This window comes from Streptomyces sp. NPDC006643, from assembly GCF_042870175.1.
Lineage (GTDB): Bacteria > Actinomycetota > Actinomycetes > Streptomycetales > Streptomycetaceae > Streptomyces.
The window spans coordinates 43,665-57,299 of the sequence record NZ_JBIAHA010000019.1; the positions used below are offsets into that span (position 1 = coordinate 43,665).

15 protein-coding genes and 1 tRNA gene are annotated in these 13,635 nt (G+C 68.8%); 11 read left to right on the top strand and 5 right to left on the bottom strand.

Going from position 1 to position 13,635, the window contains the following annotated elements:
- Nucleotides 1-37: 37 nt before the first annotated feature.
- From ACFYNU_RS24885 to xerC, 9 genes are all read left to right on the top strand, one after another.
- Complete coding sequence (locus tag ACFYNU_RS24885; RefSeq protein ID WP_356588862.1) at nucleotides 38-388, top strand: hypothetical protein; 351 nt, start codon at nucleotides 38-40, stop codon at nucleotides 386-388.
- Nucleotides 389-393: 5 nt separating this feature from the next.
- Entirely contained in the window at nucleotides 394-1,767 is a 1,374-nt protein-coding gene (locus ACFYNU_RS24890; RefSeq protein WP_356588860.1) for an FtsK/SpoIIIE domain-containing protein, read from the top strand.
- An 81-nt stretch (nucleotides 1,768-1,848) separates the two neighbouring features.
- Complete coding sequence (locus ACFYNU_RS24895; protein WP_356588858.1) at nucleotides 1,849-2,466, top strand: DUF2637 domain-containing protein; 618 nt, start codon at nucleotides 1,849-1,851, stop codon at nucleotides 2,464-2,466.
- 17 nt (nucleotides 2,467-2,483) lie between these two features.
- Nucleotides 2,484-2,669, top strand: coding sequence for a hypothetical protein (locus ACFYNU_RS24900; RefSeq protein ID WP_356588856.1), 186 nt, complete (start codon nucleotides 2,484-2,486; stop codon nucleotides 2,667-2,669).
- The gene (locus ACFYNU_RS24905) at nucleotides 2,669-2,860 is read left to right on the top strand and encodes a mobile element transfer protein (RefSeq protein WP_356588854.1); all 192 of its coding nucleotides are present in this window, start codon (nucleotides 2,669-2,671) and stop codon (nucleotides 2,858-2,860) included. Before ACFYNU_RS24900 ends, ACFYNU_RS24905 begins: the two co-directional genes overlap by 1 nt.
- Nucleotides 2,861-2,872: 12 nt before the next feature.
- Nucleotides 2,873-3,067, top strand: a complete 195-nt coding sequence (locus ACFYNU_RS24910; RefSeq protein ID WP_329077707.1) for a hypothetical protein — start codon at nucleotides 2,873-2,875, stop codon at nucleotides 3,065-3,067.
- Between the two features lie 460 nt (nucleotides 3,068-3,527).
- Complete coding sequence (locus tag ACFYNU_RS24915; protein WP_356588942.1) at nucleotides 3,528-4,859, top strand: replication initiator; 1,332 nt, start codon at nucleotides 3,528-3,530, stop codon at nucleotides 4,857-4,859.
- The gene (locus ACFYNU_RS24920) at nucleotides 4,840-5,028 is read left to right on the top strand and encodes a helix-turn-helix domain-containing protein (RefSeq protein WP_356588852.1); all 189 of its coding nucleotides are present in this window, start codon (nucleotides 4,840-4,842) and stop codon (nucleotides 5,026-5,028) included. Before ACFYNU_RS24915 ends, ACFYNU_RS24920 begins: the two co-directional genes overlap by 20 nt.
- Nucleotides 5,028-6,197 (top strand): site-specific integrase, encoded by a 1,170-nt coding sequence (xerC, locus tag ACFYNU_RS24925; RefSeq protein WP_356588850.1) that lies wholly within the window; start codon nucleotides 5,028-5,030, stop codon nucleotides 6,195-6,197. Before ACFYNU_RS24920 ends, xerC begins: the two co-directional genes overlap by 1 nt.
- A 95-nt stretch (nucleotides 6,198-6,292) precedes the next feature.
- Here xerC and ACFYNU_RS24930 read toward each other — a convergent pair.
- Nucleotides 6,293-6,366, bottom strand: a tRNA-Pro gene (locus tag ACFYNU_RS24930).
- 85 nt (nucleotides 6,367-6,451) lie between these two features.
- Nucleotides 6,452-7,390: a metallophosphoesterase gene (locus tag ACFYNU_RS24935; protein WP_356588848.1), complete on the bottom strand. Its 939-nt coding sequence runs from the start codon at nucleotides 7,388-7,390 to the stop codon at nucleotides 6,452-6,454.
- A 111-nt stretch (nucleotides 7,391-7,501) separates the two neighbouring features.
- Here ACFYNU_RS24935 and ACFYNU_RS24940 point away from each other — a divergent pair, with 111 nt between their 5' ends.
- On the top strand, nucleotides 7,502-7,966 hold the full coding sequence (locus tag ACFYNU_RS24940; protein ID WP_356588847.1) for a GatB/YqeY domain-containing protein: 465 nt from the start codon (nucleotides 7,502-7,504) through the stop codon (nucleotides 7,964-7,966).
- A gap of 94 nt (nucleotides 7,967-8,060) precedes the next feature.
- On the opposite strand, the gene ACFYNU_RS24945 is transcribed toward ACFYNU_RS24940, so the two are convergent.
- The gene (locus ACFYNU_RS24945) at nucleotides 8,061-10,379 is read right to left on the bottom strand and encodes a transglycosylase domain-containing protein (protein ID WP_356588845.1); all 2,319 of its coding nucleotides are present in this window, start codon (nucleotides 10,377-10,379) and stop codon (nucleotides 8,061-8,063) included.
- A gap of 397 nt (nucleotides 10,380-10,776) precedes the next feature.
- On the opposite strand from ACFYNU_RS24945, the gene ACFYNU_RS24950 reads away from it, so the two are divergent.
- The gene (locus ACFYNU_RS24950; protein WP_356588843.1) at nucleotides 10,777-11,154 is read left to right on the top strand and encodes a WhiB family transcriptional regulator; all 378 of its coding nucleotides are present in this window, start codon (nucleotides 10,777-10,779) and stop codon (nucleotides 11,152-11,154) included.
- A gap of 190 nt (nucleotides 11,155-11,344) precedes the next feature.
- On the opposite strand, the gene ACFYNU_RS24955 is transcribed toward ACFYNU_RS24950, so the two are convergent.
- Together ACFYNU_RS24955 and ACFYNU_RS24960 are read right to left on the bottom strand one after the other, a co-directional pair.
- The gene (locus ACFYNU_RS24955) at nucleotides 11,345-12,673 is read right to left on the bottom strand and encodes an ArsA family ATPase (protein WP_356588841.1); all 1,329 of its coding nucleotides are present in this window, start codon (nucleotides 12,671-12,673) and stop codon (nucleotides 11,345-11,347) included.
- Nucleotides 12,673-13,632, bottom strand: coding sequence for an ArsA-related P-loop ATPase (locus tag ACFYNU_RS24960; RefSeq protein WP_356588839.1), 960 nt, complete (start codon nucleotides 13,630-13,632; stop codon nucleotides 12,673-12,675). Before ACFYNU_RS24960 ends, ACFYNU_RS24955 begins: the two co-directional genes overlap by 1 nt.
- Nucleotides 13,633-13,635: the final 3 nt, after the last annotated feature.

The window sequence follows — 13,635 nt, forward strand, 5'->3', positions numbered from 1 at the left end:
AGGAAGTCTGGCGGGTACTCAACGAAGGAGAAGTTCTGTGCGTGTGATCCGAGTCGAGACCTCGTCCGCGACCATCTTGATGACCGAAGCTCCTGAGCCGAAGGTCAAGGACCGGCAGACGGGGGAGATCGCCAAGGACGCGGTCAGTGGTGAGGCGCTGATGAAGGTCGGCGTCGTCTACATCGATGAGGGGGAGTCCTCGCTCATCGCCGTGACTGTCCCGGAGAGCGGCGTGATTGACGGCCTGATGATCGGTGCACCAGTCGCTCTTCCTGGGTTGGTTGCGCGGCCGTGGGAGAGCGTCTTCAACGGTCAGGCGCGTCATGGCATCGCCTACCGCGCGGCTGCTGTGACACCGGGTGCCTTCCCGGCCGGGCGGGAGAGCTGATCTCCGTGTCCGAGGTCATAACCGTGGTCGAACTGGGCGGGGTGCTCGCTGTCATAGCCGGGGTGCTCTACGCCAGGAAGGCGTACCCGGCGGTGTACTGGGTCGTCATCGGGATGCCGCTGTCGGTGGTCCGGCTGATGGCCTCGTACGGCTCGACCATGGATGCCTGTGGGTTGACCGTTCAGCCGTCTCGGCTCCGTGCCGTAGCCGTGAGGACCATGACGCGGCGAGAAGTGCGCCCGGTGCCTCCCCGTCGAGGTCTGCTGCGACCGACCTCCACGGGGCTGCGGGTCCGGCTTCGGCTCGCTCCCGGTCAGGAACCGGCAGACGTTGCTGCCGCATCGGAACGGCTGCGGCATGCCTGGGGTGTTCACGCGGTGCACGTCGTGAGCGTCAAGCCCGGTGTGGTCGAGCTGAGGCTGGTCGGCTTCGACGTGCTGCGGAGCGTGAGAATGCCGCGCCGGGTCGAGCGTGACCTCCTGGCCGTTCCGGTGGCGCTTCGCGAGGATGCGACCGCGTTCGTTCGGGACTACCGGGCCGTGCCTCACCAACTGGTGCTCGGCGCAACGCTGTCGGGCAAGTCCATGTTCCTGCGCAACCTGCTGACGGGCCTGGCGGCCCAGCCTGTCGCCATCGTCGGCATCGACTGCAAGCGCGGTGTGGAGCTGGCTCCGTTCGCTCCGCGGCTTTCGGCCCTGGCCACCGAGCCGAGCGAGGCGGCGGCTCTGCTGCCGGTACTCGTCAAGGAGATGGAGGACCGATACGACCTGATCAAGTCCCATCAAGAGGGCAGTCCTGGTGCCCCGGACGCAGAGATCACCTCGGACATCTGGGGTCTGCCGGAAGCCGTACGCCCGGCTCCGATCGTGCTGTTCGTGGACGAGGTCGCCGAGCTGTTCCTCGTTGCCACGCGCAAGGACGAAGACCGTCGCGACGAGATGGTGACCCAGTTGATCCGGCTCGCACAGCTCGGCCGGGCGGCCGGCATCTATCTGGAGGTCTGCGGGCAGCGCTTCGGCGCCGAACTGGGTAAGGGCGCGACCATGCTCCGGGCCCAGTTGACCGGCCGCGTCTGCCACCGGGTCAACGACGAGGCGTCCGCCAAAATGGCCCTCGGCGACATCGCTCCTGAAGCGGTCTACGTTGCGGCTGCCATCGCTCCTGACTTGCCCGGTCTCGCCGTCGTCGGCGACTCCTCCGGCGGCTGGACCCGCATCCGGACCCCGTACCTGTCGCTCTCCGACGCTGCGGCTCTCTGCCGTGCCACGGCCGAACTGGCCCCCGACGTATCGGCGTTGAAGCCCTTCCAGCCGCACATACCATCCTCGCCTGTCGCGACACCAGTTCCGCTGGGCCAGCCTCGTCCGGCTACCGGCTGACAGCTCCCGTCCACCGGCTGGCGCGACCGCATCGCGCCCCGTCCCTACCCCGCCCATGCCCAAAACGGGAGGAGCCGAGCCGTGCGCGCACTGCCGATCCGTGTAGACGCCGTACTGATCCAAGCGGTCATCGCCGCCGCCCTGTCTTTCGCTCACCTTCATGACCTGGCGGTGGCCGCCGGACAGGACGGCTGGAAAGCCTGGGCCTACCCGATCAGCGTCGACCTCCTCTTGGTGGCGGCCTGGAAGCGATTGCGCTCCGGACAGTCCAAAGCCGCCGGGTGGTCCTGGTTCCTCATCGCGCTCGCCGCCAGTCTCGGCGCGAACGTCGCCACCGCCGGACTGCTCGACCTCGACAACGTCCCGGCCTGGCTCCGCATCACCGTGGCCGGTTGGCCGGCAGTCGCCTTCCTCGGCGGCACGCTGCTCGCCCACGGCCCGGCTACGGCGCCCGCGGAAGCCGCTCCGGACGAAACCCCGGCGGACAAGGCGCCTGAGCAGCCACCCGCCCTCGATCAGGCCCCTGAGCTCCCTGCCCAGCCTGCCGACCGCGTCCCGGCCGCCCTGGTCGACCACGCCCGAAAGGTCGCCTCGGAACACCACACCCGCACCGGAACACCCATCGACACCGACACCCTCCGCGCCCGCCTCGGCGTCCCGGCACCGCTCGCCGCCGCCATCGCCTCCCGCCTCAACTGACCGACAAGGAAAGCCCCTTGCGACCGTCCACCCTCCGCGCCCTCCAGCGCGCTGCCGAACTGACCCGCCACAACCACTTCACCGAGGCCCTGCTCGTCGCCGAGCCGGTGATTCTCACCGCCGACGACCAGGAGGGCGCCGAGATCCGCCGCTGGCTCATCGAGCACACCGCCGACTTCACCGGAGAGAAGGAGACCACCTGATGCCCGCGCAACCGCGCTTCCGCCGTGTGACCCGTATCGGGCTCGTCCAGGTCGCCACGTACTACGACGACCGGGGCCGCGAGAAGCACACCGTCGCCTGTACTGCTCCGCGCTGCGGCTTCTCCACGGAGTACGACGCGCGCAGTGCCGCCGAACTGGCCGCCCGCACGCACCGCTGTTCCGTCCGCTGACAGGAGCCGATCGTGAACGTTTCCCTGCCCCTCGTGTTCGTTCTGGGCGTCGTCGCCTGGGCCGCGATCAAGTTCCTCGGCATCCGCCTCTGGGTGGCCGTCGTCATCGCGCTCTTCGGCTTCTGGCTCTCGGAAACCTTCCTCGCCCCGGCGATCGAGTCCGGCACACGCACCGGCGTCGACGTCGTCAACGACACCAACGACTGAGAGGACAACCGCCATGCTGCTCCGCCCGAAACTGCCCGACGTCGCGCCCACTCCCACAACACACGTGATCACATCGGCCGTTACCTCTCGGCCTCATCACGTTCCTGCGAACTGCTCGTGCCCGCACGCTCCGGCGTCCTCCGCCGGCCGTTCCGTCGCCCCGTACGTCGGGCTCGGAGTCGGGGCCGTCGCCGCCGTGCTCGTCGTCGGCGTGGTGCTGACGGCGCTCCTGGCCACCGTCGCGGTCACGGCCGTCTCCGTCTCCATCGCGGCCCTGGTGCTGCGCTCCCTGCTCAACGGCGCTCCCACGCGCTGACCGGCCTGCCGGGGCGGCCTCGATACCGCCAAGCATCCACCGCCCCGGCAGGCCCTTCCCCTTCGACCGGACACAGATGTCAGACAAAGGAGAAGCACCATCATCGCCCGCGATACCGCACCCGTACGCACCGAACTGCGCCGCCTGGCCACGTACGGGCAACTGCCCGGACTCCTGCGGCAGCTCTCCACCCTCGGCGGCTGCGTCCGTCCCATCCGCCTGACCGGACACCGCACGGAACACCACGTCGACACCCGGACCGGCGAGATCGGCGCCGTCCTTCACCACCTCGACTCGACCGCCCTCCCGGCCGGGCAGCTCCTCGTACGGTGCAACAACCGCCGCGTCAGTCGCTGCGCCACCTGCGCGGAGACATACCGCCGCGACACCTACCACCTGATCACCGCCGGACTGCGCGGCGGCAAGGGCACGGACGAACAGGTCGCCACGCACCCACGCGTCTTCGCGACGTTCACAGCCCCGAGCTTCGGCCGGGTCCACAACCGCCCCACTGGCCGACCCGCCTGCCGATGCGGCACGGCCCACCCCGCCGACGATCCCGCCCTCGGGACACCGCTTAACCCCGACTCCTACGACTACGAAGCCGCGGTGCTCTGGAACGCCCACGCCGGGGCTCTGTGGCGGCGCTTCTCCATCTACCTCCGCCGGGAGATCGCCAAGCGCGCCGGACTCACCCAACGCGCCTTCCGCCAGCACGCCCGAGTCTCCTTCGCCAAAGTCGCCGAGTACCAACGACGCGGCGCCGTCCACTTCCACGCCGTCATCCGACTCGACGGCCACGACGGCGGCAACACCCCACCCCCGGCATGGGCCACCCCGGAACTCCTCACCGACGCCATCGAATCCGCCACCCGGGCCGCCGCCGTCACGGGCCCGACCCTCGACGGCCACTCACACCGGTTCACCTTCGGCCGCCAGCTCGACGTACGCGTCATCCGCTCCGTCGACTTCGCGGACGGCACCGAACTCACGGACCGCGCCGTGGCCGGCTACATCGCCAAGTACGCCACCAAGGGCGCCGAGACAGCGACCGGCACCCTTGACCACCGCATCCGGCTCCTGGCCGAACTCGCCCACACCGACCTCACCGACCACGCCCGGCGCCTCGTCCGCACCTGCTGGGACCTCGGCGCCCGCCCCGACCTCGCACACCTCCGCCTCCGCGCCTGGGCCCACATGCTCGGCTTCCGGGGCCACTTCTCCACCAAAACCCGCCGCTACTCCACCACCCTCTCCACCCTCCGCCAGGCCCGCGCCCAATGGCAACGCCTCCAAACCGCACTCACACGCGGCGAAGACGCCCACGCACCCGCGCCCACCACCCTCGTCCTCTCCCGCTGGGACTACGCCGGAACCGGACTCACCAGAGGCGAAGCCTGGCTCACCCACGAACTCCACGCAGACCGCATGAGCACGTCCCGGAAGGAGCCGCAGCATGACCAGAGCCACCAGTGAGCTTCTGACCGTGCCTGACGTCATGGCACAGCTCAAAGTCGGCCGCTCGAAGGTCTACGACCTGATCCGCACGCGGCGGCTTGTCTCCATCAAGATCGATGGTGCTCGCCGTATACCGGCCGAGGCTGTACGCGACTTCATCCAGGGCCAGTTGGCGGGGGCTGCCTGATGACCAAGCGCCGAAGCCGTGGTGACGGCGGTCTGCATTGGGACGAGAAGCGACAGCGCTGGATCGCCACGGCGAACCTCGGCTTTGATCCGAGCGGGAAGCGGATCGTGAAGCGGGGGAGTGGCAGGACCAAGACGGAGGCGAAGAACAAACTCAAAGAGGTGCTGCGGGACCATGAGGACGGCCTCGCTATCGCGCCCACCAACTACACGGTCAAGGACGCGGTCACGGACTGGCTCGCCTACGGGCTGGCCGGCCTCGACCCTCGCACCGTCGAGACCACCACGCTCCTGAGCGAGAAGCACGTCATCCCGTCGCTGGGCGCTCGCAAGCTCCGTGACCTCAGCGCGGAGGACGTTGATCGCTGGCTGGCAGCCAAGGCGAAGACGCTCAGCACACGCACGCTCCAGGGTCTTCATTCCTGCCTGAACCGCTCGGTGAAGCGAGCCATGGCGCGAGACAAGGTGAAGCGGAACGTTGTCGGGCTGTGCTCGGTGCCTCAAGGGCAAGCGGGGCGGCCGTCCAAAGCGCTCACCTTCGCTCAGGCTGAGGCGGTGCTGAAAGGGGCCGCAGGGACCTCCATGCACGCGTACATCGTTGTCGCGTTGCTGACCGGCGCACGTACGGAGGAACTGCGGGCCCTCACCTGGGATCACGTCTTCCTGAGGGGGCGGCCGGACTACGACCCGCCCCAGCCTCCTCACATCGCTGTCTGGCGGTCGGTCCGGCGGAGCGGGGACACCAAGACCCGGAAGTCCCGGCGCACGCTTGCCCTGCCGGTGCGCTGCGTCGAAGCGCTCTGGCAGCAGTTCGAGGATCAGGGGTGGGACCGGCTCGCGGCCGATGACCAGTGGGAGGAGAACGGACTCGTCTTCTCCTCAGCCGTCGGTAAGCCGCTCGACGCGGCCAACGTCCGCCGCGCCTTCCGCCAGGCGCTCAAAGACGTCGACGGGGTCGACGCCGCTCAGTGGACGCCTCGGGAACTGCGGCACAGCTTCGTGTCGCTGCTCTCCGACCGGGGCGTGCCCCTGGAGGAGATCTCCCGGCTCGTCGGGCACTCCGGGACGGCCGTCACCGAGGAGGTGTACCGGAAGCAGATCCGGCCCGTGATCCAGACCGGCGCCGTGGTCATGGACGGCATCTTCGGGGCGGATCGACGGAAGCCGTAGGCACTCACGAATCGATAGTCACGCAGATATACACGCACCAACGGCAGAGGGCCCTTACCGATTCGGTAAGGGCCCTCTGACCTGCTATTTGGCTGTCGGGGTGGCGGGATTTGAACCCACGACCTCTTCGTCCCGAACGAAGCGCGCTGCCAAGCTGCGCTACACCCCGATGTCGCCCGTGTCGCTGCGACATCGATTACTTTAGCCCACCGGCGCCCGCAGGCGAAATCCGGTTTAGGGCGGCGTAGCAGGGCTCAGCGGCGGGGGGTGAGGGTCAGGAGTGTGGCCTCCGGGGGGCAGGCGAAGCGGACCGGGGTGTAGCGGTTCGTGCCGCAGCCCGCCGAGACGTGGAGGTACGAGGTGTGGCCCCCGGCGTCGTATGTGGACAGGCCCCTCGCGCGGGCCGTGTCCAGGTCGCAGTTGGTGACCAGGGCGCCGTAGAGCGGGATGCGGAGCTGGCCGCCGTGGGTGTGGCCGCCCAGGATCAGGGGGTAGCCGTCCGACGTGAACGCCTCCAGTACGCGCAGGTACGGGGCGTGGACCACGGCGATCGAGAGGTCCGCGTCCTGGTCGGGGCCGCCCGAGACCTGGGCGTAGCGGTCGCGCTTGATGTGCGGGTCGTCGACGCCGGTGAAGGCGATCTCCTGGCCGTCGATCTTGAGCCGGCCGCGGGTGTTGGTGAGGTCCACCCAGCCCGCCTCGTCGAAGGCGTCGCGCATCGGCTCCCACGGGTTGTGGACGACGTTCACGGCCGGTGCGTTGCCGTTCAGGCCGTGCTTGCCCTGGGCCTTCTCGAAGATGTAGCGGGCCGGGTTGCGCAGCGCGGGGCCGTAGTAGTCGTTGGAGCCGAAGACGTACACCCCGGGGAGCTCCATCAGCGGGCCCAGCGCGTCCAGTACCTCCGGTACGCCCTCCGGGTCGGAGAGGTTGTCGCCGGTGTTCACCACGAAGTCCGGGCGCAGGCCGGCCAGGGACTGGAGCCAGCGCTGCTTCTTGCGCTGGCCGCGGACCATGTGGATGTCCGAGACGTGGAGGACGCGCAACGGGCGCATACCTTCCGGGAGTACGGGTACGGCGATCCGTCGCAGCCGGAAGGAGCGGGCCTCGAATCCGGCGGCGTAGGCGATGCCGGCCGCGCCGACGGCCGCGATTCCTGCGGTGACTTTCAGGGGGATTCCGTAGCGTGCGCGCATGTTCTTATCGTCGCAGACTTGAGCGGTCCGCCCGGTCGCACCCCGAGTGGGCCGGGGAGGCCGCGCGAAACTGAACGGCGGTCCCTGGGGCGTACCTGACACACTGTCCGCATGACCACGCTCAAGTCCAAGCTGCACGACGACCTCATCGCCGCGATCAGGGCACGCGACGAGCTGCGCTCCGCCACCCTCCGGCTGACCCTCGCCGCGATCTCCAAGGAAGAGGTCTCCGGCAAGTCGGCGCGCGAGCTGTCCGACGACGAGGTGCAGAAGGTGATCGCCAAGGAGGCCAAGAAGCGCCGTGAGGCGGCCGAGGCCTTCGCGCAGGGCGGCCGGGCCGAGCAGGCCGAGCGGGAGAAGGCGGAGGGTGTGCTGCTCGACGCGTATCTGCCGCAGCAGCTGAGCGACGACGAGCTGGGCGCGATCGTCGCTCAGGCCGTCGGCGAGGCGAAGGCCGCCGGTGCCGAGGGGCCGCGTGCGATGGGCGCCGTCATGAAGATCGTCGGTCCGAAGGTCGCGGGCCGCGCCGACGGCGGGCGCGTCGCCGCCGCCGTCAAGCGGAGCCTCGCCCAGTAGGCACGGGCGGACATAACAAAGGCCGGCACAAGAGGAGGGGCTCCCGGCGCAGTCGCGCCCGGGAGCCCCTCCTTCTCTGTCTATGTACTAACGGCTACGGGAAGTCCGGGAACGTGCCGCCCCCGTTGTCCTCGCCGCCCGGGTCACCCGTCCATCCACCGGGACCGGTCCCGGGATCCGGGTCGGGGTTGGCGTCGCCGTTGTTCCCGTCCCCTTCGCCGCCGTTCCCGCCGTTGTTCCCGCCGTTGTTCCCATTCCCGCCGTTGTCGCCACCACCGTTGTTGTTTCCGCCGTTGTCGTTCCCGCCGTTGTTCCCCGGGCGGTCGCGGTCGCGATCACGGTCACGTCCCTTGTCCTTGTCCGGATTCGGGATGTCGATGGTGTTGAACCTGGGCGCTTCCTTGCCGTCCAGCGCCCCGCCCATCGCGTCGCGCCAGATCGGTCCGGGTACGGCGCCACCGAAGACCTTGTCGTGGTACTGGCCGCCGATGGTGATGTCCACCATCTTCTTCTTGTGCGCCGGGTCACCGACCCACACCGCGCCCGCCATGTTCGGCGTGTAGCCCACGAACCAGGCGGCGAGCCGGAAGTCGGTCGTACCGGTCTTGCCCGCGCTCGGCCTGCTGCCGAGGCCGGCCTCCTGGCCCGTACCGTCCTCGACCACGCCCTCCAGCAGGGTGTTGATGGTGTCGGCCGTCTTCTCCGACATCGCCCGCGAGCAGTCCGTCTTCGGGACGTCCATCTCCTTGCCGTTCGGGCCGGTGATCGACTCGATGGCGATCGGGGTGCAGTACGTGCCGCGGTTGGCGAACGTCGCGTAGCCGGACGCCATGGTCAGCGGCGACATCTCCTGCGTGCCCAGCGTGATCGACGGCACCTGCTGGATCGGCTGGCCGTTGGCCCGCTCGACGCCCATCTTCCTGGCCAGCTCGGTCACCGGGCAGACGCCGATCTGACTGATCAGCTGTACGTAGTAGGTGTTGACCGACTTGGCGGTCGCTTCCTCCATGCCGTACGGCCCGACCTCGGACTCGTTCTCGTTCTCGACCGGGACGCCCTTGTCCGTCCACGGACCCTTGCAGGTCTGCACCGGGCTCGGATAGTCCATCTGGTACGGCGAGGGGTACGACTGCGTCGGCTGGATGCCCTGCTCCAGGGCCGCCGCCGCGACGATCGGCTTGAAGGTCGAGCCCGGCTGGTAGCCGGCGCCGCCGCCCATGTCCTCGTCGACGGACAGGTTCATGTACGTCTCGTTCTTGCCGCCGCCGTACGGCCGCGACTGCCCCATCGCCAGGATCTTGCCGGAGCCGGGCTCGACGATCGACAGGGCGGTGGCGACCTCGTCCGTCTTGTAGACGTGGTTCTTGATCGACTCCTGCGCCGACTCCTGCGCCTGCGGGTCGAGCGTCGTCCGTACGGTCAGTCCGCCTTGGTTCCAGACCTTGGCCCGGTCCTCCTGCGTCTTGCCGAAGGCGGGGTCGGTGAGGAACACCTTCCGTACGTAGTCGCAGAAGAAGCCCGCGCCCTTGACCGCCGTGATGCAGCCGTTCTTGGGACGGCTCACCTTCAGGTCGATCTCGCTCTTCTTCGCCTTGTCCGCCTCGGCCTGCGAGATGTCCTTCACATCGGCCATGCGCTGGATCACGGTGTTACGACGCTTGGTCGCCTCCTCCGTGTCGTTCACCGGGTCGTACCGGCTCGGCGACTGGACGATGCCCGCCAGCAGCGCCGCCTCCTCCAGCTTCAGGTCCTTCGCCGACTTGGAGAAGTACCGGTGCGAGGCGGCCTCGATGCCGTACGCCTGCTGTCCGAAGAAGGTGATGTTCAGGTAGTTCTCAAGGATCTTCTTCTTGCCCAGCTCCTCCTCGACCTGGATCGCGAACTTCAGCTCGCGGATCTTGCGGCCGATGGTCTGCTGGGTGGCCTGGGCGACCTTGTCGGGGTCGTCGCCGGCCTCCTCCACGAAGACGTTCTTCACGTACTGCTGCGTGAGCGTCGACGCGCCCTGCGAGACCCCGCCCGACTGGGCGTTGCGATTGGCCGCGCGCAGAACGCCCTTGAGGTCGACCGCCCCGTGCTCGTAGAAGCGCGAGTCCTCGATCGCGACGATCGCCTTCTGCATGTACGGCGAGATGTCGGTGAGCGGGACCACGGTGCGATCACGCGAGTAGACGGTGGCGATCGGGCCGCCGTCCTTGTCGAGGATCGTGGTGCGCTGACTGAGCGGCGGGGTCTTGAGATTGGCCGGGATCTCGTCGAATCCCTCGACCGTCCCCTTGGCCGCCAGGCCCAGAACTCCGAAGGCGGGCAAGGCGATTCCCGCCAGCACCGCTCCCGCGAGCACACTGACACCGAGGAACTTGGCGGCCTGCTGGGTCCCGGTCAGACCGCCGCCGGAGCGCTTCTTTGGCATGGCAGCAGCCTACGTTGTCATTCGCCGGACACACATAAAGGCTCTGGCCTAAGCTGAACTCAACTGTCACAGCAGTGCGGTTTCGCATCAAGGTCGCGAAGTGAACGTCTGGCGCACCGCGAAACGACGAAAGCCCTGTCCGTTTTCGAGTTGTACGTCGCTTGAATCCCGTTGTGGCTCAATAGAATCATCCCGACTTGTCGGGTTCGTCGCGCATGTCCCTCGGTCACTCCCCTGGGTGATCTGCCGCGTACGCATAGTCCGTTCGGGCCATTCAAGATTGGGCCCGAAGGGGGTGTTGCGCTGTGCCCACCTTCCGTAACGTCCTCAACTGGCAGCGGTGAATATGCCGCTTCCGCCGTGGGGGAGCCTCGATTCGGGAGAGGACGGCGCCGGGATGGGCTGGGTAACCGACTGGAGTGCGCAGGCAGCATGCCGCACTACCGATCCGGATGAATTGTTCGTACAAGGCGCAGCGCAGAACAGGGCCAAGGCGGTGTGCACCGGATGCCCGGTGCGGACGGAGTGCCTGGCCGACGCGCTGGACAACCGCGTCGAATTCGGCGTGTGGGGCGGAATGACCGAGCGGGAGCGACGCGCATTGCTGCGCAGGCGCCCCACTGTCACCTCTTGGCGACGGCTGCTCGAAACCGCACGCACCGAGTACGAGCGCAGCGCGGGCATTCTGCCCGCCGGCCTTGAGGACGACGACGAGACGTACGGCTCGCGCCACTACGTCGACGTCATCGACGAGTCGTGGGCGGCGGTGGGGTAGGGCTCCGTACGGCAGCGAGCAGGCGGGGTTGTCGAGCCCGCGGGCACGCACGCCGGCCTGTGCGTAGGCATGCACGCCGGCTTGTACGCAGCCATGTAGGCCGGTCGCAGCACGCAGCACGCAGCACGCAGCACGCAGCACGCGCTCAGCGGTGCTTGCTGAGCGCGCTCCGTCGATCGCGCGGCTCCGGTTACGCGGCTCCGGTCGCCGGGCTCCCGCCCGCGAGGCGGTCGCCGATGGCCCGGAGTCCGGCGAGGTCGTGCACATCGCCGGGCAGCGCCGCCACCTCGGCCACCGGCACCTCGGGGTGCAGTGCCGTGAAGCGGTCGCGGGTGCGCTGCTCGCGCTTGAGTACCTGCATACGCTCGGCATGCAGGCGCAGCAGACCGGCCGTCAGCTGGTTCACCGACGGCTGTTCGGGCTGTTCGGGTGTCTGTGACTCCGTCTGCGCTTCTGTCTGTGATTCCGGGGCCTCGTGCGGGAGTTGGCCGGGTCCTGGGTCCTGGGTGTCGGGAGAGGAGCCCGCGGGGGAAGCGGCCTCACGCACACCATTCTTCCCGTGGCCCTGATCCACAATGCGACCCTCTTCAAGATTTTCCGCGGCGGCCCGCGCCCGCTCGGCCGACAGCCGGGCGGCGCCGCTGCCGTGCACGCGGTTGAGGACCAGGCCGGCCAGCGGCATCCCCTCGGCGGCCAGCCGCTCCACGAAGTACGCCGCCTCGCGCAGCGCGTCCCGCTCCGGCGCCGCGACCACCAGGAACGCCGTGCCGGGCGCCTGGAGCAGCCGGTACGTCGCGTCCGCGCGCGTACGGAAACCGCCGAACATCGTGTCCATGGCCGCCACGAACGTCTGTACATCGCGCAGGAATTGGCCGCCGAGCAGCTTCCCGAGCGTGCCGGTCATCATCGACATCCCGACGTTCAGGAACTTCATCCCGGCCCGGCCGCCCATCTTCGCCGGGGCCATCAGCAGCCGGATGAACTTGCCGTCCAGGAACGAGCCCAGCCGTTTCGGCGCGTCCAGGAAGTCCAGCGCGGAGCGTGACGGCGGGGTGTCGACGACGATCAGGTCCCACTCCTCGCGGGCCCGCAGCTGCCCCAGCTTCTCCATCGCCATGTACTCCTGCGTGCCCGCGAAACCGGCCGACAGGGACTGGTAGAAGGGGTTCTCCAGGATGGCGCGGGCCCGGTCCTGGTCCGCGTGCGCCTCGACGATCTCGTCGAAGGTGCGCTTCATGTCGAGCATCATCGCGTGCAGTTCACCGGGGCCCTCGATGCCCTTGACCTGCCGGGGGGTGTTGTCGAGCGAGTCGATGCCCATGGACTGGGCGAGCCTGCGGGCCGGGTCGATGGTCAGCACAACGACCTTGCGGCCACGCTCCGCCGCCCGTACGCCGAGGGCCGCCGCCGTCGTCGTCTTGCCGACGCCGCCGGAACCGCAGCACACGATGATGCGCGTCTCCGGGTCGTCGAGCAGCGGATCGACTTCGAGCGGGGCCGCCGCCGGGTCCAGAGTCATCAGCTCTCCCCAAGATTCCGTAGCTCCCCCGCCAGGCGGTACAGACCGGCGAGGTCCATGCCCTCGCCGATCAGGGGGAGTTCGTACGTAGGCAGCCCGAGCTTCGCCAGGACGGCGCGCTGCTCGCGCTCCAGCTCCACCCGCTGGGCGTGCTCGGCGGCCTGTTCCAGGAGTGGTCCCACGAGCTTCGTGGGCGCGCTCACCCCGGCCGCCGCGAGCGCCTTGGTGACCTCCTTACGACGGTCGCCGGCCACACCGTTGACCGCCTCCTCGTCGAGGACGTGCGGGCGCACCATGTTCACGATCACCTTGCCGACGGGCAGTTCGGCGGCGCGCAGCTCGCCGATGCCGTCGGCGGTCTCCTGGACGGGCATCTCCTCAAGGAGGGTCACCAGATGGACGGCGGTGCCGGGCGACTTGAGCACCCGCATGACCGCCTGAGCCTGGTTGTATATCGGCCCTATCTTGGCGAGACCGGCCACCTCGTCGTTCACGTTCAGGAAGCGCGTGATGCGGCCGGTGGGCGGGGCGTCCATCACGACGTAGTCGTACGCGAACCGGCCCTGCTTGTCCCGGCGGCGCACGGCCTCGCACGCCTTGCCGGTCAGCAGCACGTCCCGGACGCCGGGCGCGATGGTGGTGGCGAAGTCGATGGCGCCGAGCTTCTTGAGGGCGCGGCCCGCGCTGCCGAGCTTGTAGAACATCTGGAGGTAGTCCAGAAGGGCACGCTCGGCGTCTATGGCCAGCGCGTGCACCTCGCCGCCGCCGGGGGCGACGGCGATCTTCCGTTCCTCATAAGGAAGCGCCTCCGTTTCGAAGAGCTGTGCGATGCCCTGTCTGCCCTCGACCTCCACAAGGAGGGTGCGCTTGCCCTCCGTCGCGAGGGCGAGCGCGAGGGCCGCGGCGACCGTGGTCTTACCGGTGCCGCCCTTGCCGCTGACGACCTGGAGCCTGCTCACGCA